At 69.6% G+C, this 20557-nt stretch carries 24 protein-coding genes; 16 read left to right on the forward strand and 8 right to left on the reverse strand.

Features of this window, described 5'->3' with window-relative positions:
* Positions 1-47 precede the first annotated feature (47 nt).
* The 5 genes from AB0M51_RS06570 to AB0M51_RS06590 all read left to right on the forward strand — a co-directional run bounded on the left by AB0M51_RS06570 (position 48) and on the right by AB0M51_RS06590 (position 6736).
* A complete protein-coding gene (locus tag AB0M51_RS06570; protein WP_344196632.1) occupies positions 48-1265 on the forward strand; it encodes an acetyl-CoA C-acetyltransferase in 1218 nt (405 codons plus the stop codon).
* Positions 1262-3397 carry a 3-hydroxyacyl-CoA dehydrogenase NAD-binding domain-containing protein gene (locus tag AB0M51_RS06575; RefSeq protein ID WP_344196631.1) on the forward strand — a complete coding sequence of 712 codons (2136 nt, stop codon included), beginning with the start codon at positions 1262-1264 and terminating at the stop codon, positions 3395-3397. Before AB0M51_RS06570 ends, AB0M51_RS06575 begins: the two co-directional genes overlap by 4 nt.
* A gap of 209 nt (positions 3398-3606) precedes the next feature.
* Positions 3607-4887, forward strand: a complete 1281-nt coding sequence (locus tag AB0M51_RS06580) for a sugar ABC transporter substrate-binding protein (protein ID WP_344196629.1) — start codon at positions 3607-3609, stop codon at positions 4885-4887.
* Positions 4884-5852 (forward strand): sugar ABC transporter permease, encoded by a 969-nt coding sequence (locus AB0M51_RS06585; RefSeq protein ID WP_344196627.1) that lies wholly within the window; start codon positions 4884-4886, stop codon positions 5850-5852. The genes AB0M51_RS06580 and AB0M51_RS06585 overlap by 4 nt, the downstream gene beginning before the upstream one ends.
* The gene (locus AB0M51_RS06590) at positions 5852-6736 is read left to right on the forward strand and encodes a carbohydrate ABC transporter permease (protein WP_344196625.1); all 885 of its coding nucleotides are present in this window, start codon (positions 5852-5854) and stop codon (positions 6734-6736) included. The genes AB0M51_RS06585 and AB0M51_RS06590 overlap by 1 nt, the downstream gene beginning before the upstream one ends.
* 45 nt (positions 6737-6781) lie before the next feature.
* On the opposite strand, the gene AB0M51_RS06595 is transcribed toward AB0M51_RS06590, so the two are convergent.
* Together AB0M51_RS06595 and def (AB0M51_RS06600) are read right to left on the reverse strand one after the other, a co-directional pair.
* Complete coding sequence (locus AB0M51_RS06595) at positions 6782-7396, reverse strand: class I SAM-dependent methyltransferase (RefSeq protein WP_344196623.1); 615 nt, start codon at positions 7394-7396, stop codon at positions 6782-6784.
* 18 nt (positions 7397-7414) lie between these two features.
* Positions 7415-8044 carry a peptide deformylase gene (gene def / locus AB0M51_RS06600; RefSeq protein ID WP_344196621.1) on the reverse strand — a complete coding sequence of 210 codons (630 nt, stop codon included), beginning with the start codon at positions 8042-8044 and terminating at the stop codon, positions 7415-7417.
* A 54-nt stretch (positions 8045-8098) separates the two neighbouring features.
* On the opposite strand from def (AB0M51_RS06600), the gene AB0M51_RS06605 reads away from it, so the two are divergent.
* From AB0M51_RS06605 to AB0M51_RS06620, 4 genes are all read left to right on the forward strand, one after another.
* Positions 8099-8572 (forward strand): winged helix-turn-helix domain-containing protein, encoded by a 474-nt coding sequence (locus AB0M51_RS06605; protein WP_344196619.1) that lies wholly within the window; start codon positions 8099-8101, stop codon positions 8570-8572.
* Between the two features lie 81 nt (positions 8573-8653).
* The gene (locus AB0M51_RS06610) at positions 8654-9025 is read left to right on the forward strand and encodes a hypothetical protein (RefSeq protein ID WP_344196617.1); all 372 of its coding nucleotides are present in this window, start codon (positions 8654-8656) and stop codon (positions 9023-9025) included.
* A 44-nt stretch (positions 9026-9069) separates the two neighbouring features.
* Positions 9070-10125 carry a crosslink repair DNA glycosylase YcaQ family protein gene (locus AB0M51_RS06615; protein WP_344196615.1) on the forward strand — a complete coding sequence of 352 codons (1056 nt, stop codon included), beginning with the start codon at positions 9070-9072 and terminating at the stop codon, positions 10123-10125.
* Positions 10125-10388: a YchJ family metal-binding protein gene (locus AB0M51_RS06620; protein ID WP_344196613.1), complete on the forward strand. Its 264-nt coding sequence runs from the start codon at positions 10125-10127 to the stop codon at positions 10386-10388. Before AB0M51_RS06615 ends, AB0M51_RS06620 begins: the two co-directional genes overlap by 1 nt.
* 11 nt (positions 10389-10399) lie before the next feature.
* Here AB0M51_RS06620 and AB0M51_RS06625 read toward each other — a convergent pair whose 3' ends face one another.
* On the reverse strand, positions 10400-10930 hold the full coding sequence (locus tag AB0M51_RS06625; protein ID WP_344196611.1) for a YbhB/YbcL family Raf kinase inhibitor-like protein: 531 nt from the start codon (positions 10928-10930) through the stop codon (positions 10400-10402).
* 126 nt (positions 10931-11056) lie between these two features.
* Here AB0M51_RS06625 and cobT point away from each other — a divergent pair, with 126 nt between their 5' ends.
* The 6 genes from cobT to AB0M51_RS06655 all read left to right on the forward strand — a co-directional run bounded on the left by cobT (position 11057) and on the right by AB0M51_RS06655 (position 16445).
* On the forward strand, positions 11057-12091 hold the full coding sequence (gene cobT / locus AB0M51_RS06630) for a nicotinate-nucleotide--dimethylbenzimidazole phosphoribosyltransferase (protein ID WP_344196610.1): 1035 nt from the start codon (positions 11057-11059) through the stop codon (positions 12089-12091).
* Positions 12088-13296 (forward strand): uroporphyrinogen-III C-methyltransferase, encoded by a 1209-nt coding sequence (gene cobA, locus AB0M51_RS06635; RefSeq protein ID WP_363748370.1) that lies wholly within the window; start codon positions 12088-12090, stop codon positions 13294-13296. The genes cobT and cobA overlap by 4 nt, the downstream gene beginning before the upstream one ends.
* Positions 13293-14093: an RNA methyltransferase gene (locus AB0M51_RS06640; RefSeq protein WP_363748372.1), complete on the forward strand. Its 801-nt coding sequence runs from the start codon at positions 13293-13295 to the stop codon at positions 14091-14093. The genes cobA and AB0M51_RS06640 overlap by 4 nt, the downstream gene beginning before the upstream one ends.
* Positions 14094-14133: 40 nt before the next feature.
* Positions 14134-14937 (forward strand): helix-turn-helix transcriptional regulator, encoded by an 804-nt coding sequence (locus tag AB0M51_RS06645; protein WP_363748374.1) that lies wholly within the window; start codon positions 14134-14136, stop codon positions 14935-14937.
* 97 nt (positions 14938-15034) lie between these two features.
* Positions 15035-15874, forward strand: a complete 840-nt coding sequence (locus tag AB0M51_RS06650) for an MBL fold metallo-hydrolase (protein ID WP_363748376.1) — start codon at positions 15035-15037, stop codon at positions 15872-15874.
* A gap of 22 nt (positions 15875-15896) precedes the next feature.
* A complete protein-coding gene (locus AB0M51_RS06655) occupies positions 15897-16445 on the forward strand; it encodes an AAA family ATPase (protein ID WP_363748378.1) in 549 nt (182 codons plus the stop codon).
* Positions 16446-16449: 4 nt separating this feature from the next.
* Here the strand turns inward: AB0M51_RS06655 and def (AB0M51_RS06660) are convergent, their stop codons facing one another.
* The 3 genes from def (AB0M51_RS06660) to AB0M51_RS06670 all read right to left on the reverse strand — a co-directional run bounded on the left by def (AB0M51_RS06660) (position 16450) and on the right by AB0M51_RS06670 (position 18515).
* Positions 16450-17052, reverse strand: a complete 603-nt coding sequence (def, locus tag AB0M51_RS06660; RefSeq protein WP_344196603.1) for a peptide deformylase — start codon at positions 17050-17052, stop codon at positions 16450-16452.
* Between the two features lie 216 nt (positions 17053-17268).
* Entirely contained in the window at positions 17269-18084 is an 816-nt protein-coding gene (locus AB0M51_RS06665) for an LLM class F420-dependent oxidoreductase (protein WP_344196602.1), read from the reverse strand.
* A gap of 95 nt (positions 18085-18179) precedes the next feature.
* Positions 18180-18515 (reverse strand): helix-turn-helix domain-containing protein, encoded by a 336-nt coding sequence (locus AB0M51_RS06670; protein WP_344196600.1) that lies wholly within the window; start codon positions 18513-18515, stop codon positions 18180-18182.
* A 65-nt stretch (positions 18516-18580) separates the two neighbouring features.
* Here AB0M51_RS06670 and AB0M51_RS06675 point away from each other — a divergent pair, with 65 nt between their 5' ends.
* Complete coding sequence (locus tag AB0M51_RS06675; RefSeq protein WP_344196598.1) at positions 18581-19213, forward strand: NAD(P)-binding domain-containing protein; 633 nt, start codon at positions 18581-18583, stop codon at positions 19211-19213.
* On the opposite strand, the gene AB0M51_RS06680 is transcribed toward AB0M51_RS06675, so the two are convergent.
* Positions 19172-19750, reverse strand: a complete 579-nt coding sequence (locus tag AB0M51_RS06680) for a hypothetical protein (RefSeq protein ID WP_344196596.1) — start codon at positions 19748-19750, stop codon at positions 19172-19174. The two genes, AB0M51_RS06675 and AB0M51_RS06680, sit on opposite strands and share 42 nt — an antisense overlap.
* Entirely contained in the window at positions 19740-20555 is an 816-nt protein-coding gene (locus AB0M51_RS06685; protein ID WP_344196595.1) for an isocitrate lyase/phosphoenolpyruvate mutase family protein, read from the reverse strand. Before AB0M51_RS06685 ends, AB0M51_RS06680 begins: the two co-directional genes overlap by 11 nt.
* Positions 20556-20557 lie beyond the last annotated feature (2 nt).

The following is a 20557-nucleotide window of genomic DNA, read 5'->3' on the forward strand; positions in this document are numbered from 1 at the left end:
CGGTCCGCACTTGACCATCATGACAGTGCTACTGTCACAATCGGCTCATGAGTGACGCCTTCCTGTACGACGCGATCCGCACACCGCGCGGCAAGGGGAAGCCGAGCGGCGCGCTGCACGAGGTCAAGCCGATCCAGCTGGTCACCGGCCTGCTGGACGAGCTGCGGACCCGGCACCCCGACCTCGACCCGGCCGCGATCGACGACGTGGTCCTCGGGGTGGTGACGCCGATCGGCGACCAGGGCATGGACATCGCGCGGACCGCCGTACTGATGGCCGGCTATCCGGAGACCACCGGCGGCGTGCAGCTCAACCGGTTCTGCGCCTCGGGGCTGGAGGCGGTCAACCAGGCGGCCCAGCGGGTCCGCTCGGGCTGGGAGGACTTCATCCTGGCCGGCGGCGTCGAGTCGATGTCGCGGGTGAAGATGGGCTCCGACGGCGGCGCCTGGGCGATGGATCCGGAGACCGCGCTGCAGACCGGGTTCGTCCCGCAGGGGATCAGCGCGGACCTGATCGCGACCGTCGACGGCTTCTCCCGGACCGACGTCGACGCGTACGCCGCCGAGTCGCACGCCCGCGCCGCGAAGGCCTGGGCGAACGGGTACTTCGGGCGTTCCGTCGTACCGGTGCGGGACCGCAACGGGCTGCAGATCCTCGACCACGACCAGCTGGTCCGGCCGGGGACGACGGTCGAGACGCTGGCCGGGCTGCCGTTGTCGTTCGCGGCGATCGGGGAGCACGGCGGGTTCGACTCGGTGGCGCTGGAGAAGTACCTGACCGTCGAGCGGATCGAGCACGTGCACCACGCGGGCAACTCGTCCGGGATCGTGGACGGCGCCGCGCTGGTCGCGATCGGCAACGAGAAGGCCGGCGAGGCACTCGGGCAGGCGCCGCGCGGCCGGGTGGTGTCGGTCGGCGTCAGCGGTGCGGATCCGACGATCATGCTGACCGGACCGGCGCCGGCCGCCCGGAAGGCGCTGGCCCGGGCCGGGCTGGACGTGTCGGACATCGACCTGTTCGAGATGAACGAGGCGTTCGCGGCGGCGGTGCTGCACTTCATGAAGGATCTCGGCGTACCGCACGAGAAGGTGAACGTGAACGGCGGCGCGATCGCCCTCGGGCACCCGCTCGGCGCGACCGGCGCGATGCTGGTCGGAACCCTGCTGGACGAGCTGGAGCGCCGCGAGCTCCGGTACGGACTGGCCACCCTGTGCGTCGGCGGCGGCATGGGCGTCGCGACGATCATCGAGAGGCTTGCGGCATGATCGAGTGGAAGAACGACGCCGGTGTGGTCACGCTGACGCTGAACGACCCGGACGCGTCGGCCAACACCATGAACGACGCGTACGTCGAGGCGATGGGCCGGACCGTCGAGCGCCTGGTGGCGGAGAAGGCGCTGCTCAAGGGCGTGATTGTCACGTCGGCGAAGTCGACGTTCTTCGCCGGCGGCAACCTGCGGATGTTGTCGCAGATCCAGCCGTCGGACGCCGCTCAGGTCTTCGCGACGATCGAGCTGGTCAAGAAGCAGCTGCGCACGCTGGAGACACTCGGCGTCCCGGTGGTTGCCGCGATCAACGGTTCGGCGCTCGGCGGCGGGCTCGAGATCGCGCTCGCCTGCCACCACCGGATCGTTGCCGACGACAACCGCATCGAGCTCGGCGTACCGGAGGTGACGCTCGGTCTGCTGCCCGGCGGCGGGGGAGTGACCCGGACGGTGCGGATGCTCGGCCTGCAGGACGCGCTGATGAAGGTGCTGCTGCAGGGTCAGCGGATGAAGCCCGCGCATGCGTTGTCGGTCGGCATCGTCGACGAGGTCGTCGCCGCCGACGAGCTGCTGGACGCGGCTCGCCGGTGGATCACGGCGTACGACGGTGATGCGAAGCAGCCGTGGGACCGCGACGGCTACAAGATCCCGGGCGGTACGCCGGCCTCGCCGAAGCTGGCCGCGTTCCTGCCCGCGTTCCCGGCGAACCTGCGCAAGCAGCTCAAGGGCGCGCCGTATCCGGCGCCGCGGGCGATCATGAGCGCCGCGGTCGAGGGCAGCCAGGTCGACTTCGAGACCGCTTCCCGGATCGAGTCCCGGTACTTCGTCTCGCTCGCCACCGGGCAGATCGCGAAGAACATGATCCAGGCGTTCTTCTTCGACCTGCAGTCGATCAACGCGGGCGGTTCGCGGCCTGCCGGCGTACCCGCGTTCACGGCGCGGAGAGTCGGCGTGCTCGGGGCCGGGATGATGGGCGCCGGAATCGCTTATGTGTGCGCCAAGGCCGGTATCGAGGTTGTGCTCAAAGATGTTTCTTTGGAGGCGGCTGCGCGCGGAAAAGAATATTCTGAGAAACTGCTGACGGTCCAGGTCGGGAAAGGCCGGACCACGACCGCAGAGGTCATCGAATTCCTCAGCCGGATCACGCCGACCGCCGACCCGAACGATCTGGCCGGGTGCGACGTGGTGATCGAGGCGGTCTTCGAGGACGGCGGGCTGAAGCAGAAGGTGTTCGCCGAGATCGCCGGCGTGGTCGAGCCGGACGCGCTGCTCTGCTCGAACACGTCGACACTGCCGATCACCGGGCTCGCCGACGGCATCGACCGGCCGGACGACTTCATCGGTATGCACTTCTTCTCGCCGGTGGACCGGATGCCGCTGGTCGAGCTGATCGTCGGCGCCAAGACCTCGGACCGGGCGATCGCGCAGGCGTACGACGTCGTACGGCAGATCAGGAAGACGCCGATCGTGGTCAACGACAGCCGCGGGTTCTTCACCTCGCGGGTGTTCGGCACGCTGGTGATGGAAGGCGCCGCGATGGTGGCCGAGGGCGTCGACCCGGTGCTGATCGAGCGGGCCGCGACCCAGGCCGGGTTCCCGGCGCCGCCGCTGGCGATGCTGGACGAGGTCACGCTGACGCTGCCGCAGAAGATCCGCGACGCCGCCCGGGCGGCCGGCGACAGCGCCGGGGCGTTCGACGAGCACCCGGGGATGGCCGTCACGGATCGTCTCGTGAACGAGTTCGGCCGGCGTGGGAAGGCCGCGGGCGCCGGGTTCTACGACTACCCGGCGGACGGGCCGAAGCGGTTGTGGCCCGGGTTGTGGGAGCACTTCCCGGCCGCTGGAGACGTACCGCTGATCGATCTCCAGGAGCGGATGCTGTTCGCGATGGCGCTGGAGACCGTGAAGTGCCTGGACGAGGGCGTGCTGCGATCGGTGCCGGACGCCAACATCGGGTCGATCTTCGGGATCGGGTTCCCGCCGCTGCACGGCGGTGCGTTGCAGTACGTGAACGCCTACGGACCGAGCGTTTTCGCCGAACGGGCGCGTGAGCTGGCTGCGACGTACGGCGAACGGTTCCAGCCGCCCGCGCTGCTCCTCCGCAAGGCCACGGCGGGAGAGCTGTTCGGCTGATCACGAGCCGGTACCAACTACACACGATCAAACAAAGAACAGCGCGTCCGGTCTTGCGCCGGGCGCGCTTTTGAGACATTGTGCTGGCACTTCTACAACGATTGACTTGCAGTACCGTGTGCCAGAACTCGGAGATGCTTAACGCCGTTAAGTACCTCGGAACCGTGCGTCGTACCCCTGCGACGTTCCCTCTCGGGAAGGTGGAATTCATGCCTGCTCATGTTCCGAACGCCGGACTGTCCCGGCGCGATCTGCTGAAGCGGACCGGCGGACTCGCCGCACTCGCCGCGTTCACCGCGGCCTGCGGCGGCAATACCGGCCGACCGTCGTCCGGTGGGGGTGGTGGATCCAAACCCAACCTCTCGCAGTGGTACCACCAGTACGGCGAGACCGGCACCCAGCAGGCGGCGCAGAAGTACGCGAAGGCCTACACCGACGCGAACGTCACCGTGCAGTGGACGCCGGGCGACTACGCCAGCAAGCTCTCCTCCGGGCTGCTGTCCAACAAAGGCCCCGACGTCTTCGAGAGCCAGCTGAACATCGGCATGGTGAAGAGCAACCAGGTGGTCGCGCTCGACGACATCATCGCCGACGTCAAGGACGACTTCCTCCCGGGTGACCTGGCCACGAACACCGTGGACGGCAAGATCTACGGCATCCGGATGATCATCGACCCGCAGGTCATCTACTACCGCAAGTCCCTGCTGGACAAGGCCGGGATCAAGCCGCCGGAGACCATCGACGACCTGATCTCCGCGGCCAAGGAACTCACCACCAACAAGGTGAAGGGCATGTTCGTCGGCAACGACGGCGGCCTCGCGCTCGGCTCGCCGGCGCTCTGGGCGGCCGGCGGCGACCGGCTCACCAAGGACCACAAGCCGGGCTTCTCCGGCGACGGCCCGGCGAAGATGTTCGGCAAGCTGCACGAGCTCTACGCCAGCAAGAGCATCCTGCTCGGCTCGCCGACCGACTGGACCGACCCGAGCGCGATCAACCAGGGCCTGTGCGCGATGCAGTGGATCGGCATGTGGGCGGTGCCGGGTATGCAGAAGGCGCTCGGCGACGACCTCGGCGTGATCCCGTTCCCGGCCCTCGACGCGTCGAACAAGCCGGCCGTGTACTCGGGCGGCTGGACCCAGTTCGTGTCCGCGAAGAGCGCGAACGTCGACGCGGCGAAGAAGTTCGTGAAGTGGCTGTGGATCGACCAGACGGCCGACCAGGAGGACTGGTCGCTGAGCTACGGCTTCCACATCCCGCCGCGGAAGAGCGTCGCGGCCAAGGCGGCCAAGCTGCAGAGCGGTGTCGCGGCGGACACGGTGAAGCTGACCCAGGACTACGGTCACACCGACGACCCGGCCTGGACCCCGAAGATGGGTACGGCGTTCGGCGACATGCTGACCAACATCATCAAGAAGGGAGCCGACCCAGCCGCAGAGATCGCGAAGGCGGAGAAGACCGTCAACGACGAACTGAAGCGGTTGTTCGGATGAGCGCTACGGCCAAGACGTCCGCGGACCCCGCCGCCGCTGGTGAGCGGCGAGGGACGCGGCCGGGCAGGAAAGGGCAGAAGGGGATCAAGGGCAACACCCTGTGGTTCTGGGTGTTCGTCGGTCCGTTCGTGCTCGGGCTGCTGATCTTCTCGTACCTGCCGATCCTGTGGAGCCTGGTACTGAGCTTCTTCGAGGCGTACAACACCGCGACGCCGTCGAAGTTCGTCGGGCTCCGCAACTACGTCGACATGCTCACCGACCACAACTTCCTGTCCAGCCTGGGCACGTTCACGATCTTCGCGGTGTTCATCGTGCCGCTGACGTTCGTGCTCTCGCTGGTGCTGGCGCTGCTGGTCAACCAGGTCAAGATCGCCCGGGCGTTCTTCCGGTCGGTGTTCTTCCTGCCGACCGCGTGCTCGTACGTCGTCGCGTCGCTGATCTGGCGGCTGTCGATCTTCAACGGCGTCCGGTTCGGCCTCGCGAACACGGTGCTCGGCTGGTTCGGGATCGACAACATCGCGTGGCTCTCGACGGTCTCGCCGCCGTGGTACTGGCTGCCGCTGGTGACGGTCCGGCTGTGGCTCCAGCTCGGGTTCTACATGATCCTGTTCATCGCCGGCCTGCAGCGGATCTCGCCGACGCTCTACGAGGCGGCGTACGTCGACGGGGCGAAGCCCGGGTGGCAGGTGTTCCGGTACATCACGTTGCCCCAACTGCGGGCCACCTCGGTCGCCGTACTGATCCTGAACCTGATCGCGGCGTACCAGGCGTTCGACGAGTTCTACAACCTGATCGGCAACGTGAACTACGCGCGGCCGCCGCTGGTGTACCTGTACGGCATCTCGCTCGGCTCGATCCAGGACCTCGGGCACGGGTCGGCCGGCGCGCTCATCCTGGCGGTCATCATCATGATCGTGACTCTGTTGCAGAGCCGGATCCTCGGCTTCGGAAAGGCGGGCGACTGATGGCCGACGCCGAACGTACGACCGGTACGCCGAAGCCGATCGGCTTCACCCAGACCCCGCTCGGCCGGGTCGGGACCGGGCTGCGCTGGATCGCGCTGTTCGTCGCGGTGGTGCTGTTCCTGCTGCCGTTCTACCTGATCCTGCGCAACGCATTGTCGACCGAGGCCGACATCACCGCGCCCACATGGACGTTGTTCCCCTCGCATCTGCAGTGGGGCAACATCAGCGAACTGTTCAACGACACGACGGTGCCGATGGCGCGGGCGCTCTACAACTCCGCCGTCGTCGGCATTCTGGGCACCGCGGGACAGTTGCTGCTGGCATCGATGGCGGGGTACGGGCTGGCCCGGATTCCCTATCGGCACGCGGACAAGATCTTCTACGCGATCGTGGCGACGCTGATGATTCCCGGCGCGGTGACGTTCATCCCGTCGTTCATCGTGGTGTCGTCGCTCGGGTGGGTCTCGTCGCTGCGCGGGTTGATCATCCCGACGCTGTTCAGCGGGTTCGCCGCGTTCCTGTTCCGGCAGTACTTCCTGGGCTTCCCCCGCGAGCTGGAGGAGGCGGCGCGGGTCGACGGCGCCGGGTACTTCGGGGTGTTCTGGCGGATCGTCGTACCGAACTCGTTGCCGTTCTTCGCGGCGCTGGCCGCGATCACGTTCATCGGCAACTGGAACGCGTTCTTGTGGCCGTTGGTGATCGGCCAGGACTCGTCCTCGTGGACCATCCAGGTGGCGATGTCGACGTTCATCACCGCGCAGACGATCAACATCCACGAACTGTTCATGGCGGTCGCGGTGTCGATCCTGCCGCTGGTGCTGATCTTCGCCTTCCTGCAGCGCTACCTCATCCAGGGCGTCACCCAGTCCGGCATCAAAGACTGACCCACTCCGGCGGGGAGTCCACCAGGCTCCCCGCCTTCCCAAAGGTCAGCGTTTGGTTGCCCAGAAGAGCGCGTGCCCGCCGGAGCCTTCCGGTACGTACGTCTCGGTCTCGACCGTCAGCCCGGCGTCCGTCAGCCAACGCCGGTACGTCGCCGCGTCGGTCTGGCTCCACCACATCGTGGTCCCGCCGCCGAGCCAGTCGTTCTCGGTCCCCGTCCACGCCGTGTGCCCCGTCGTACACAGGAAGAACCCGCCCGGCCGCAGCCATCCGGCGATCCGTTCCAGCAGCACCGGCTGCTCGTCGAGTGGCATGTGGATCAGCGCGTAGAGCGACACGACGGCGTCGAGCGACCCGGCCGCAACCTCCAGCGTCAGCGCGTCGGCGTTCAGGAACTCGGCCTGCGGTACGAGTTCGCGCGCCCGGCTGATCTGGACCTCGCTGATGTCCACGCCGAGCACCCGGTGCCCCGCGGCGGTGAGTGCCCGGGCCATCGGTACGCCGCTCCCGCAGCCGATGTCGAGCACCCGGCTCCCGGGCGCGAGGCGGTCCGTCAGCTCGGCGATCCAGGACGCGTACTTCGAGTCCGCACCGGTGGCGGCGTCGTACCGGCGGGAGAGTACGTCGTACCCGCGCCGGACGATCTCCTTCGGGTCCTCCATCCGAGGACGGTAGTGCGTTCAGCGGACGCCGGTCAGCTGATTTTCGCGGGTCGAGCGCCGGGTGAAGACCGACTCGCGGTTCGTCGCGGACTCGGCGAGGGCCTCGTCGCGGGCGCCGGGGGACAGGTGGTCGACGTACACCGTGCCGGCCAGGTGCTGGGTCTCGTGGATGAGGCAGCGGGCGAAGTACCCGGAGGCCTCGACGGTGAACGGGTCGCCGTGGACGTCGAACGCGTGCAGGACCGTGCGCGCCGGGCGGGGGAGCGGTGCGTTGGCGCCGGGCACCGACAGGCAGCCCTCGGAGCCGGGCTGGGTGCCGAGCAGCGCGGTGCTCGTCTCGACGCGCGGGTTGAACGCGTGCCCGACGTGCCGGTCGCCCTGCTCGTCGGTGAGGTCGTACACGAACAGTTGCGCGTCGACGTCGACCTGGTTCGCAGCGAGCCCGCAGCCCTCGGCGATCCACATTGTCGCGAACATGTCGTCGATCAGCCCACCCCAGCGCTCCGCCCCGAACTCGGTGACCGGCCGGCAGGGGCGGTGCAGGATCTCCTCGCCGTACTCCGTGACCCGCAGCGGCGTGCCCCGTCGTACCTCGTCCAGCAGCTCGGGCAGGCGACGACTCAGCCGCCCTTGGATGTACGTCGGCATACAAAGACCGTACTATGCAAAGTCAGAGCTTTGCAAAGCCACTAGGATGCCGCCATGGACACCCAACCGAACCGTCGCGACGTCGTCCGCGCGCACCCGCTGCGCGAGGCGCTGCTGCGGCTGATCGACCGGGACGGTGCGACCACCTCGACGATCGCCGCGCGGGAACTGGGCGAGAGCACCGGCTCGTGCTCGTTCCATCTCCGCCGGCTGGAGGCGCTCGGCGTGATCGAGGCGGTGCCGGGCGCGCCGGGCCGGGTCAAGCCCTGGCGGCGGGCGCGAACCGAGCAGGCAACGCTGAACCGCGAGCTCGAGGACACCGCGTACGCGAGCTGGCTGGCCGCGAAGACCTCCGACGACGAGGATTTCGCGTTCAGCGCGGTGGTCACGCTCGCCGACGGCGAACTCGCCGAACTCCGCGCCCGCCTGCACCGCGTCCTCCACGACTTCGTCGGGTCGGAGCCGGCCGCTGAATCCGGTACCCCGACCGCGGTGATCATCCGCGCGTTCCCGCTCCACGAGGAGTAGCCCGCCGGGAACCGCGCGCCGTGACGCCGCGTCAGGACAAGGGACGGCACGCCCGCCGGGCGACCCGAATGTGGAGCACCGATGACGAACGGCCAACAGATCGACCACCGCGCACCGCAGCACCTCTGGCCGGACTATGCGCAGGCGCGAGCCCAGCAACGCGCTCGGGACTTGCCTGCAGGGCCTGCGGCCGCCCAGCCGGCCGGCTCGGCCGTGTTGGGGACGCTCGCCCTCACCGTCGGTCTTGCTGCCGTCCTGGCCCCCTTCCTGCCCCCGGTGGACCTGACCGCCGTGCGCCAGTACGGCGCGGTCGTGCTGGCGATACCAGGCCTCGCGCTGGCCGTCGTCGGCCTGGACCGCCGGCGGCGCGGCAGACCGATGGCGGCGATCGGGCTGGTGGTCAACCTGTTCGCGTTGGCGATCCTCGCGCCGCTGGCGCTTGCATTTCCTTGATAACAAGCCACCCGGTGGCGTGATTTGTGCGTACGGTCATCGCCATGCACAGCGTGACCCGGGAACAGGCCGTCGCCTATCGCCTGCAGGTGAACCACCTCACCGATCGACTACCACCCGACTCCCACGAGCGAGCGGCGTACGTTGGTCTGCAGGACACCGGCCCGCGCGACGCGCTGCTCGGCCTGCACGCGCGCATGACGGGCTGCACTCCGTCGGACTGGGAGCACCCGTCGCTGATCCAGACCTACAGCCCGCGAGAGGCCGTCTACGTCCTCCCGGTGCGCGACTTCGGCGTCTTCACGCTCGGCCGGCTCCCGCTCGACCCGGCCGCGGTACGGCGGCTCGAGCGGCTCGCCGACGACGTCTGTGACCCGCTCGGCGGCCACGAGCGCCGCGACGGCATGCACGGCAGGCGCGGGGCCTGCGCGACCGGCCGGATCGCGGTGCGCTGGACCACCACGGCCCTGTACCTACGAGAGGTCCCGCGCCCCGACATCGACGTACACGAGGCCCGCTTGGAGCTCTGCCGGCGGCACATCGAGTACTTCGGACCCACGACGCCGAAGGTCTACGCCTGGTGGTCCGGGATGTCACCGGCCGACGCGCAGACGGTCTGGTCCGACCTGTCGGACGAGCTGACCGAGGTCGACTTCGACGGCGTACCGGCGTGGGTACTCCGGTCCGCCGAGGACCGCCTGCGGACGGCCGCCACACCCCGCGGCGTCCGCCTCCTCGTCGCCTCCGACCTCCGTCTCCTCGGCCGCGACCGCGCCGCCCGCTTCATCGCCCCCGGCCTGCGCGAACTGACGCCGACCGCCGACTCCTTCCATCCGCACGGCCTGCTGGTCGACGGTCAGATAGCAGGCGCCTGGGGCCGCAAGGGTGGACGGGTGGACGTCCTGCTTCCGGACGACCTCACGTCCGACCAGTACGACGCCCTGCACGCCGAGGTGGCGGCCCTGCCGCTCGAGAGCCCGCAGCTGTCCGTAACAATCAAGACATGCCCAACTGCCCCTGTGGCCAGCCCCAGCCATACGTCGCGTGTTGCGGCCCGCTCCACCAGGGCGAGGCCACTGCGGCGACCGCCGAGCAGTTGATGCGGTCCAGGTACACCGCCTTCGTGATGCACGACGCGCCGTACCTGCTCCGCACCTGGTCGCAGGCCACCCGCCCCGCCACCATCAACTTCGACCCGAACCGCCGGTGGACCCGCCTGCAGATCCTCAACACCACCGGCGGCAGCCCCTTCCACACCGAAGGCACCGTCGAGTTCAACGCCCACCACGAAACCGGCATACAACACGAAACCAGCACCTTCACCCGCGAAGCCGGCCAATGGGTGTACGTCGCGGCCCTCTGAACTGCCCCGGGCTACTCGGGGATTTGGTAGGTCGGGGTGAGGATTGCGCGGGCCAGGGTGTGGAAGGCGAGGTTGAAGCCTACGACGGCTGGGGTGGCGTCGGAGTCGACGTCGAGGGACTCGACGTCGATGGCGTGGACGACGAAGTAGTAGCGGTGGACCTGGTCGCCCGCGGGCGGGGCGGCGCCGCCGAAGGCCTTGGCGCCGAAGTCGTTGCGGACGTGAAAGGCGCCGTTGTCGAGGCGCTCGGTGGTGCCGGCGCCGGTGGGGAGCTCGGTGACGGTGGCCGGGAGGTTGACCAGCACCCAGTGCCAGAAGCCCGACACGATCGGCGCGTCCGGGTCGAAGCAGGTCACGACGAAGGCCTTGGTCTCCGCCGGGAACCCGGACCAGCTGAGCTGCGGCGACGTGTTCCCGCCCGCGAACGCGTGCGCGTCGGCCAGCGGCTCGCCGTCGGCGACGTCGGTACTGGTGACGGTGAACCCGCTGACCTCCGGGAGCAGCTTGTACGGGTCCGGTGTGACGGGACGATCGAGCGACATCGGTGAGCCCTCCAACCTCGAGCGACGTGTGGTGAATCCGACACTACTGTCCACGGACCACCGGTCTGTCCCGGGGCGGTACGGAAGGGATGCGAAGATCGTCCGGAGGCTACGAGTGGAGGACTGGTGGACGAGTACCTGGAGCGGATCGCTCCCGCTGATCAGGCGGCGATGCGGGCGGCCGCGGAACGGCATGCGCGGCTGACCAAACCGGCCGGGTCCCTCGGCGTACTCGAGGAGCTGTCGGTGAGGCTCGCCGGGATGACCGGCGCGCCCGCGGTGCCGGGGCCCGCCGTCGTCACGGTTTTCGCGGCCGACCACGGGGTGCACGCGCAGAACGTCTCGCCGTGGCCGCAGGAGGTGACCGCCGCGATGCTCGCGAACTTCGCCGCCGGCGGCGCCGCGGTCAACGCGTTCGCGAAGAACAACGGCGTCGACGTCCGGGTGGTCGACGTCGGTGTCGCGACCCCGGTCGACGGCCTGGACATCGTGCACGCGAAGGTCCGCCCCGGCACCCGCGACCTCTCGCGGACCGACGCGCTCACCGAGGACGAGGCGCGCGCGGCGATCGCGGTCGGGTTCGGCCTCGCGGACAAGCTGGTCCAGGACGGGTACCGCTGCCTGCTGACCGGCGACATGGGCATCGCCAACACCACGGCCTCGGCCGCGCTGATCGCCACCTTCACCGGCGCGACCGCCGACGCTGTCACCGGCCGCGGCACCGGGATCGACGACGCGGCGCTCGCCCATAAGACGGCCGTCGTACGAGAGGCGCTCGCGCGGCACGACGTACCGCCGACCGAGCCCCTGCGGGCCCTGCAGGCGTACGGCGGACTCGAACACGCCGCGCTCGCCGGGTACGTCCTGGGCGCGGCGGCGAACAAGGTCCCGGTGATCCTGGACGGCGTGATCGCGGGCGCGGCTGCGCTGGTCGCGCAGGCGTTCCACCCGGCGGTGATCGACTACTGCGTGGCCGGGCACCGGTCCGCGGAGCCGGGGCACGCGGTCGCGCTCAAGCAGCTCGGGCTGCAACCGCTCGTCGACCTGGACCTGCGGCTCGGGGAGGGGACCGGCGCGGTGCTCGCGTACCCGATCCTGACCTGCGCGGCGCGGGCACTCGCGGAGATGGCGACCTTCGAGGACGCGGGGATCGGTTCGTGACGCACCAGTACCTGTCCGGGCTCGTACTCGACGGGCGGCGCGTTGTCGTCGTCGGCGGTGGCGGCGTCGCCCAGCGGCGGCTGCCCCGGCTGCTCGAGTCCGGCGCCCGGATCGACCTGATCTCGCCGTCGATCACGCCGACGATCGAGGGACTGCTCGGCAACCCGGCACTGACCTGGATCCGGCGCGGGTACGTCGAAGGCGACCTGGACGGAGCCTGGTACGTCGTGGTCGCGACCGACGACGCCGCCGTCAACGACCAGGTGTCCGCGGAGGCGGAGCAACGCCGGATCTTCTGCGTACGGTCGGACGACCGGTCCCGCGCGACCGCGTGGACGCCCGCGTCGGGGCAGCACGACAGCATCACGATCGGCGTCCTCGGCGGCGGCGACCACCGGCGGTCGGCCGCCGTACGGGACTCGATCCTGGAGGGACTGCGGACCGGTGAGCTGGCGGCGCGGGACGCTGAGCGGCGGCCCGGGGTGTACCTCGTCGGCGGCGGGCCGGGCGATCCGGATCTGATCACGGTGCGCGGGCGGCGGCTGCTGGCCGAGGCGGACGTGGTGGTGGCGGACCGGCTGGCGCCGCAGCAGCTGCTGGACGAGCTGCACCCGGACGTGGAGCTGGTCGACGCGGCGAAGCTGCCGCGCGGGCGGGCGGCCCAGCAGGAGGAGATCAACCGGATCCTGGTCGACCGCGGGCAGCAGGGGAAGGTCGTCGTACGGCTGAAGGGCGGGGATCCGTACGTCTTCGGGCGCGGGTTCGAGGAGGCGATCGCGTGCGCCGCGGCCGGGGTGCCGTGGACGGTGGTGCCGGGCATCACGAGCTCGATCTCGGTGCCGGCGGTGTCCGGGATCCCGGTCACGCATCGCGGTGTGACCCACGAGTTCACGGTGGTGTCCGGGCACATCCCGCCGTCGCATCCGGACTCGTTGGTGAACTGGGACGCGCTGGCGCAGCTGCACGGCACGCTCGTACTGCTGATGGCGGTCGAGAACCTGCCGGCGATCGCTGCCCGGCTGATCGAGGCCGGCCGCCCGGCGGACACACCCGCCGCGGCGATTGCCGACGGCACGCTTCCGGGCCAGCGGATGGTGACGTCCGACCTCGCCGGGATCGCCGGCGCGATGCAGGAGAACGGCGTCGGCGCTCCGGCGATCGTTGTCATCGGCAACGTGGTCGAGGTTGCCGCGGGCCTCCGATGATCGAGATATCGGACGCGGGCGACGACCGGCTGGCCGACTACGTGCGGCTGCGCGAGGTGAACCTCCGGCGGCTGCTCGAGGAAGAGCACGGCCTGTTCATCGCCGAGGGCGACAAGGTGATCAGGCGCGCGGCCGATGCGGGGTTCGAGCCGCGGTCGTTCCTGCTCGCGGCGCGCTGGCTCGACTCGTTGCAGGATGTGTTGGAGAAGTGGCCGGACAAGCCGGTGTACGTGGTCTCGGAGGAGTTGGCCGAGCAGGTCACCGGGTTCCACGTGCACCGCGGCGCGCTGGCGTCGTACAAGCGCCAGGCCGCCGTACCACTGGCGGACCTGCTGACGGCCGGCGTACGGCGGATCGCGATCTTCGACGACATCGTTGACCACACCAACGTCGGCGCCGGCTTCCGGGCCGCGGCCGCGCTCGGCGTCGGGCTGGTCCTGGTGACGCCGACCTGCGCGGATCCGCTGTACCGGCGGTCGATCAAGGTGTCCATGGGCACCGTCTTCCAGGTCCCGTGGACCCGCCTGCAGAGCTGGCCAGGCGACCTGGAACTCCTGCAGGAGAAGGGGTACGTCGCCGCCGCGATGGCGCTCGCCGACGACTCGATCACGCTCGACGAACTCGCCGCCCGCGAGGACGACAAGCTCGCGCTCATCTTCGGCACCGAAGGCCACGGCCTCAAACCCAACGTCCTCCGCCAGGCCGACCTGACCGTCCGGATCCCGATGGCCGCCGGCGTCGACTCCCTCAACGTCGCCTCCTCGGCAGCAGTCGCCTTCTACGCCACCCGAAGCTGACGGGCGCTGGGGACGCCGAAGGGCGCGTAGTCTGATCGCCATGACCGTCGGCGAACTCGGCGCGTTCCTGCGAGCCGAACGGGCCCGGGTCGACCCGGGCGTGGTCGGGCTGCCTGCCGGCGCTGGCCGGCGAGTGGCGGGACTCCGGCGCGAGGAGGTCGCCGTACTGGCCGTGGTGAGCGCCGACTACTACACCCGGCTCGAACAGGGCCGCGAGCGGAATCCGTCGGCCCAGGTGCTCAACGGGATCGCGCACGCGCTGAGGCTCGACCCGGACGCTCGGGTCCACCTGTTCCGGCTCGCCGGCCTCGCGCCCGCGCCGGTACTCGGCGCCACACGGGACCAGGTCCATCCGGCGCTGCTGCAGCTGCTCGACACCTTCTGCACTGCGGCGGCCTACGTACTGAACCCGGCGTACGAGATCCTCGCGACGAACAGGATCGCCCACGGTCTGCTGGCACCCTTCGGGATGACGAACATGGTGCGGATGATGTTCGACCATCCCAAGGCGCGCGAGATCTTCGGTGACTGGGAGGTGGTCGTCCGGCGCGCCGTGTACGCCGTCCGGTTCAACGCGGCGACGTACCCTGACGATCCCGAGATCAAGGCGCTGGTGGCGGACCTGCTGCCGCGCTCGCCCGAGTTCCGTGCCCTGTGGGAGGACCGGACGGCCCGTGGATTCAGCCGGGCGTACAAGATTTTCAACCATCCCGAGGTGGGCCGGGTCGAGCTGACCTACCAGACGTTCGACGTGCGCGCAGCCTCGGGACAGCAACTCCTCGTCGGTACGGCGGAACCGGGCAGCCCGAGTGCCGAGGCGTTGGCCCGGCTGGCCACATCCTGAACTTCCTGGGTGTGCCACACCCAGGAAGAACCGACCTTCTGCGACGGCACCCGCCGCCCGACGCTGTTCGTGTAGCCGAACAGCGGAGGAGCAGAACATGTTGAATTACTCGACGTACGTCGCGCCGTCCAAGCCGGCCGTCTCCGACGATCTGCCGCCGGGTGAGGTACGGCGGATGTGGTCACCGACCACGGCCACGCTGATCTACGGCGACCACGACGCCGTTCTCGTCGACCCACTGATGACGCAGGCCGAAGGTGAGGACCTGGCCGGCTGGATTGCTGCCACTGGGAAGAACCTCACCACGATCTACGTCACGCACAGCCACGGCGACCACTTCTTCGGCGCCGCCCCGATACTCGATCGCTTCCCCGGTGCCCGGATGGTCGCTCTGTTCCCGGTGGTCGAGGGGATGCGCAAGCAACTCACCCCGCCATGGCTGGACGGCTTCTGGCGGGCGCGGTTCCCGGGGCAGCTGCCGGAACGCCTGGTCGTCGCCGAGCCGCTCGAGAGCGACACGTTCACGCTGGAAGGTGCGGAGCTGGTCGCGATCGATCTGGGTCACACCGACACCGACGGCAGTTCGGCGTTGTACGTCCCGTCGATCGGGCTGGTGGTCGCGGGCGACGCCGTGTACGACGAGGTCCACCTCTACCTCTCCGAAGCCGTTGCCGACGGCATCGAGCAGTGGCTGGCGGCGCTCGATGTCCTCGACGCGCTGCACCCGGCCGCGGTCGTCTCCGGGCACCGCCTGCCCGATGCCTCGGACGACCCGCGGTACATCGAGGAGACCCGCCGGTACCTCGAGACCTTCGCCGCCGCCGGGGCCCGGACCAGCACAGCGCTCGACCTCTACAACGCCATGATCGAGGCGTACGCCGACCGGCTGAACCGCGGTGTGCTCTGGAACTCGACGCGCTCCCTCAAAAGCAATTGACCGTGGTGATGCCATAGGTGTCATGGCGAAGGTCGTGCTGATCACCGGGATGCAGGCTGCCGGGAAGTCCACGGTCGCGCCGTTGTTGGCTGCTCGTCTTGGGCCGCCGGCGGCTACGCTCGACGGGGACGTGTTCTACCGCGGCGTCGTCGCGGGTGCGGAGGTAATGACGCCGGACCCGTCGGCCGAGGCGGTTCGGCAGTTGGAGTTACGGTACGACGCCAGCGCGCTGGTGGCGCAGCACTACGCCGACGCCGGGTTCGACTTCGTCTGCAGCGACATCGTGCTCGGCGAGCACGTCGAGCGCTGGTTCGCCCGGCTGCACGACGTCGACCCGTACCTGGTCGTCCTGGTCCCGACCGTCGAGTCGATCGTGGCCCGGGAGCTCGGGCGCGGCGGCGGGAACGCCTACCGTGACTGGCAGCAGCCGGGTGGCTCGCTGGACGACGCCGTACGGGCACTCCAGGCGGACCTGGAGGGGATCCCGCGCCGGGGTCTGTGGCTGGACACCACTGGTCAGACCCCGGAGGAGACGGTCGACGCGATCGACCTGGAGAAGGCCCGCTGGTAACCGCTCAGGTCGCCGGGGTCTGTTCCTCCTGGTCGTGGTCGACCATGGGCGAGACCGGCCAGTCGCCCGGGTAGTCCGGGGCGAACTCCTCGGCCTCCGCGAACAGGCGCTTGCGGTACTTTCGGGACAGCCGGTCGCCGAACACCATGCCCTGCGTGTGATCGGTCTCGTGCTGCAGGCAGCGCGCGAGCAGACCGTTGCCCTCGAACGTGACCGGCTGGTTGTGCTGGTCGACGCCGGTCACCTTGGCGTAGTCGGGGCGGGCGCACTTGGTGAACGCGCCGGGCAGCGACAGGCAGCCCTCGTCACCCTCGTCGAGGTTGCGGTCCTTGCCCTCCGGAAGCTCCAGCTTCGGGTTGCAGACCACGCCCTGGACGTGGTTGCCGTCCTTGTCCGGGCAGTCGAACACGAACAACTGCAGGTCCACGCCGACCTGGTTCGCCGCCAGGCCGACGCCCTCGGCCGCGTTCATCGTCGCGACCATGTCGGCGACCAGCGTCTGCAACTCGTCCCCGAAGTCGGTGACGGGCTTGTTGACCCGGTGCATGACGTCCTCACCCCAACGGGTGATGGGCCGCACCGAACCGTTCTGAGGCAACGTAGACATGCGGGAAAGTGTAGGTCCTGTCTGGTGATCCATCGCCTACTGCGGGGCACTCGGCACGGCATCTCGCCGCACGGGTGCAAAGGCCACGATGCTCCGCATCGAGACCTTCGCCCCCGCGCGCCGAGCTACCGCACCGAGCACCTCCTCGCTACGGCGCTGGATCACCAGACAGGACCTAGGCCGGGCGGCCGTGGGCGCGGCCACCCGGCTCAGGTGCTACTTGGCGTTGACCTCGTCGCGCCAGGCGACCCAGGCGCGGAGCAGACCGAGGTCGTAGTCCGGACCGGAGCTGTGCACGGTGAACAACCGGGTGCCGACGTCGAGCAACTGCTTGCCGACCTCCTCCGGCTTCTTGTCACCGACGCCCACCGAACGCTCGATCTCGCCCGGGTCGCGGCCGATCGTCCGGCAGTGCTCGTCCAGTACGGCGTGCTTGTGCGCGATCGTCTCGGCGTCACCGAAGCCGTGCCAGATGTTCGCGTGCTGCGCGACCAGCTTCAGCGTCTTCTTCTCGCCGCCGCCGCCGATCAGCACCGGGATGTCCCGGGTCGGCTTCGGGTTGAGCTTGTCCCAGCGCTGCTCGATCCGCGGCAGCGCCTCGCCGAGGGCGTCCAGCCGGCCACCCGCCGTACCGAAGTCGTAGCCGTACTCGTCGTAGTCCTTCTCGAACCAGCCGGAGCCGATGCCGAAGATCAGCCGGCCGTCGCTGATGTGGTCGACGGTGCGCGCCATGTCGGCGAGCAGGTCGGGGTTGCGGTAGGAGTTGCAGGTCACCAGCGCGCCGATCTCGACCCGCTCGGTCGCCTCGGCCCAGGCGGCCAGCATGGTCCAGCACTCGAAGTGCAGACCATCGGGCTCACCGCTGAGCGGGTAGAAGTGGTCCCAGTTGAACACCACGTCGACGCCGATCTCCTCGGCCGCGGCGACGGTCCGCCGGATGTCGGCGTACTGGGCGTGCTGGGGCTGGACCTGCAGACCGATCCGTGCGGGAAACGCGCCGTACGGCCGGTCGGTGGACTCGGAAGCTGTCATACCCCGAAGTCTATCCGCCGTTACGGAGGCCCCTCCGGATAGGGCCAGGATCTGGTAGGCGGGGCGCTGGGAGTCTGGCTGCGGGAGCGCGGCGTTTACGGGTTGTCGGTCGGGAGGCGGTCGGCGTAGACGGTGGCCCAGTCGCCGAGGGCGCGGATCGGGACGAGCAGGTCCTGGCCGGCGGTGGTCAGCGAGTACTCGACGCGTGGCGGTGCTTCGGCGTACCGGCGGCGTTCGACCAGGCCGTTGTGTTCCAGGCGGCGCAGCGTCTCGGTGAGGACCTTCTGGCTGATGCCGCCGATCTGCCGGCGGAGTTCGCCGGGGCGCGCGGGGCCGTGGGCCAGCGAGTACAGCACGACCATCGGCCAGCGTCCGCTGATCAGGTCGGCGGCGACCCGCGCCTGGCAGTCGGCGAAGAATCTCGGCTCCACCCGTCCATTGTGCGTCCTCCGTTGGGCACCGGGAGGTGCGCATCGAACTGTCTACGGTCTTGGTCATGCGAATAGGAACACTGGGCAACGGACTGATGGCTGAGGCACTCGCGGGCGGATGGGTGAACGCCGGGCACGACGTGATGATCGGCGGCCGCTCGGCCGAACGGGCGGCCGAGGCCGCCAAGCGGGTCGGTGCGGTGGCGGGGACGCTGGACGAGGCGGCGGCGTACGGCGAGGTTGTGCTGCTGGCCGTACCGGCCGAGGTCGCGGTGGAGATCGCCCGCCTGGTGCCGGAGGGTACGACGCTGATCGACTGCACGAATGCCGTGGATCACCGGGACTTCACGCTGGCCCAGGCCTCAGTTGCCGAAGCCGTGAGCGCGGCAGTGGGGCCGGGCGTCACCGTGGTGAAGGCATTCAACCTCGCAGCAGACACCGTATGGCGGAACCCACCACCCAACCTCGGCGTGCCGATCTGCGGGGACCCGGCTCGGACCGGTGGGGCCGAGGTCGTGGCGGAGTTGGCGCGGGATCTCGGGTGTGTGCCGGTTCCGGCGGGTGGGCTGGTGCGAGCTAAGTTGCTGGAGGCAACGGCTGTGTTCGCGATCGGGATCTGGGTGAGCGGGGGAGATGTGCGCGGGATGTTTCCGCCGTCAGCGGAGGCGTTCGGGACGGTCCTCCCGGGCCAGCCGTGAACTCCAGGCCGGGAACAGCAAGTACGTGCCCGCCCAGTTCACCCCGGCCACGAACGTCCACGCCGGCGCCTTGTCGAGGTCGTCGAGACCCATCACGATCCCCGGCAGGCCGACCAACCCGAGCAGCATCACCAGACCGGCGATCAGCCCCGATCGGCCGCCTGACGGCGTGTGCCGACCGACTCCGACCAGCCACGCGCCGATCAACGCGAACCCGAGACTCGACCAGAGCCCGGCGAGGTAGAACCCGGTGATGCCGGTCAGCACCAGCACGGTGCCGGTGGCGGTCAGCGCCGCCCCGGCACCGGCGACGCAGAGCAGGAGGTCGGACAGCGGGGACCTCGCTGCCGCCGTGGCCGGCGGTCGGAGGAGCCAGGCCAGCCACAGGCTCAAGGCGCCCAGGAGCGCGTTGCCGAGGTCGTTGATGACGCCGAACGGTTCTCCGACGGCGTAGAAGACCAGCAGACAGGCGCAGGTGGCGAAGCCCACGACGCTGTGGGCTGTTGCCAAGGGCCGCAGGGTGCGATCAGCGCTCACCCTTGGATGATCGCGCAAAGAGCTGGTTGAGGTCAGCCTGTTGGATCTGGTCGGCCGCGAAGCTGATCGTGCCGCGGGTGGCCAGTTCCTCGGCGCTGCGACGGATGAAACCGAGCGCTGCGCGGGCTATCGAGCCGCCGAGGCTGATCCGGGTGACGCCGACGGCCTGCAGATCGGCGACCGTCAACGTCGACGTCCCCAGGCCGATCACCACGTTCAACGGCCCGTCGATCTCCTGCACCAGCGTGCGGATCGTCTCCGGCGAGTTGACCCCGGGGACGTACAGGCAGTCCGCTCCGGCCTCCCGGAACCGGTTCGCGCGGTCGATCGAGTCCGCCAGCGACACCGGCGTACGCAGCAGCTGTCCGTCGGTGCGAGCCGTGAGGACGAACGACGGGCCCGCCGCTTCGCGGGCCGCGGCGATCCGCTCCACCGCGAGCGAGACGTCGTACAGCTCCCGCCCGTCGTAGTCCTCGATGTTCCCGCCGGCCAACCCGGCCTCGCGCGCCAGCCGGATCGTGTCGGCGACCTGCGCCGGTGCGGCGCCGTACCCGTCCTCGAGGTCGCCGTTGACCTGTACGTCGACGGCCGCGGTGATCTCCCGGACCCGCGCGAACATCTCGTCCCGCGACACCGCCGACGCGCCGTCCGGCAGTGTGTGATCGCCCTTCGCGAGCGAGAACGCGATCCCCGCGCTGGTCGTGGCGATCGCCGGAAACCCGGCCGCTGCGAGCAGCACCGCGCTCCCGGCGTCCCACGCGTTCGGCATCACGAACTGCCCGGCATGCAACTCTCGGAACGTCATGT

The sequence above is a fragment of the Kribbella sp. NPDC051137 genome (genome assembly GCF_040682535.1).
Lineage (GTDB): Bacteria > Actinomycetota > Actinomycetes > Propionibacteriales > Kribbellaceae > Kribbella > Kribbella karoonensis.

Bases quoted from the DNA above. Each gene is read 5' to 3' on its own strand.
- AB0M51_RS06570 (WP_344196632.1), top strand. From the start codon at position 48: ATGAGTGACGCCTTCCTGTACGACGCGATCCGCACACCGCGCGGCAAG.
- AB0M51_RS06575 (WP_344196631.1), top strand. From the start codon at position 1,262: ATGATCGAGTGGAAGAACGACGCCGGTGTGGTCACGCTGACGCTGAAC.
- AB0M51_RS06580 (WP_344196629.1), top strand. From the start codon at position 3,607: ATGCCTGCTCATGTTCCGAACGCCGGACTGTCCCGGCGCGATCTGCTG.
- AB0M51_RS06585 (WP_344196627.1), top strand. From the start codon at position 4,884: ATGAGCGCTACGGCCAAGACGTCCGCGGACCCCGCCGCCGCTGGTGAG.
- AB0M51_RS06590 (WP_344196625.1), top strand. From the start codon at position 5,852: ATGGCCGACGCCGAACGTACGACCGGTACGCCGAAGCCGATCGGCTTC.
- AB0M51_RS06595 (WP_344196623.1), bottom strand. From the start codon at position 7,396: ATGGAGGACCCGAAGGAGATCGTCCGGCGCGGGTACGACGTACTCTCC.
- def (WP_344196621.1), bottom strand. From the start codon at position 8,044: ATGCCGACGTACATCCAAGGGCGGCTGAGTCGTCGCCTGCCCGAGCTG.
- AB0M51_RS06605 (WP_344196619.1), top strand. From the start codon at position 8,099: ATGGACACCCAACCGAACCGTCGCGACGTCGTCCGCGCGCACCCGCTG.
- AB0M51_RS06610 (WP_344196617.1), top strand. From the start codon at position 8,654: ATGACGAACGGCCAACAGATCGACCACCGCGCACCGCAGCACCTCTGG.
- AB0M51_RS06615 (WP_344196615.1), top strand. From the start codon at position 9,070: ATGCACAGCGTGACCCGGGAACAGGCCGTCGCCTATCGCCTGCAGGTG.
- AB0M51_RS06620 (WP_344196613.1), top strand. From the start codon at position 10,125: ATGCGGTCCAGGTACACCGCCTTCGTGATGCACGACGCGCCGTACCTG.
- AB0M51_RS06625 (WP_344196611.1), bottom strand. From the start codon at position 10,930: ATGTCGCTCGATCGTCCCGTCACACCGGACCCGTACAAGCTGCTCCCG.
- AB0M51_RS06640 (WP_363748372.1), top strand. From the start codon at position 13,293: ATGATCGAGATATCGGACGCGGGCGACGACCGGCTGGCCGACTACGTG.
- AB0M51_RS06645 (WP_363748374.1), top strand. From the start codon at position 14,134: ATGACCGTCGGCGAACTCGGCGCGTTCCTGCGAGCCGAACGGGCCCGG.
- AB0M51_RS06650 (WP_363748376.1), top strand. From the start codon at position 15,035: ATGTTGAATTACTCGACGTACGTCGCGCCGTCCAAGCCGGCCGTCTCC.
- AB0M51_RS06655 (WP_363748378.1), top strand. From the start codon at position 15,897: ATGGCGAAGGTCGTGCTGATCACCGGGATGCAGGCTGCCGGGAAGTCC.
- def (WP_344196603.1), bottom strand. From the start codon at position 17,052: ATGTCTACGTTGCCTCAGAACGGTTCGGTGCGGCCCATCACCCGTTGG.
- AB0M51_RS06665 (WP_344196602.1), bottom strand. From the start codon at position 18,084: ATGACAGCTTCCGAGTCCACCGACCGGCCGTACGGCGCGTTTCCCGCA.
- AB0M51_RS06675 (WP_344196598.1), top strand. From the start codon at position 18,581: ATGCGAATAGGAACACTGGGCAACGGACTGATGGCTGAGGCACTCGCG.
- AB0M51_RS06685 (WP_344196595.1), bottom strand. From the start codon at position 20,555: ATGACGTTCCGAGAGTTGCATGCCGGGCAGTTCGTGATGCCGAACGCG.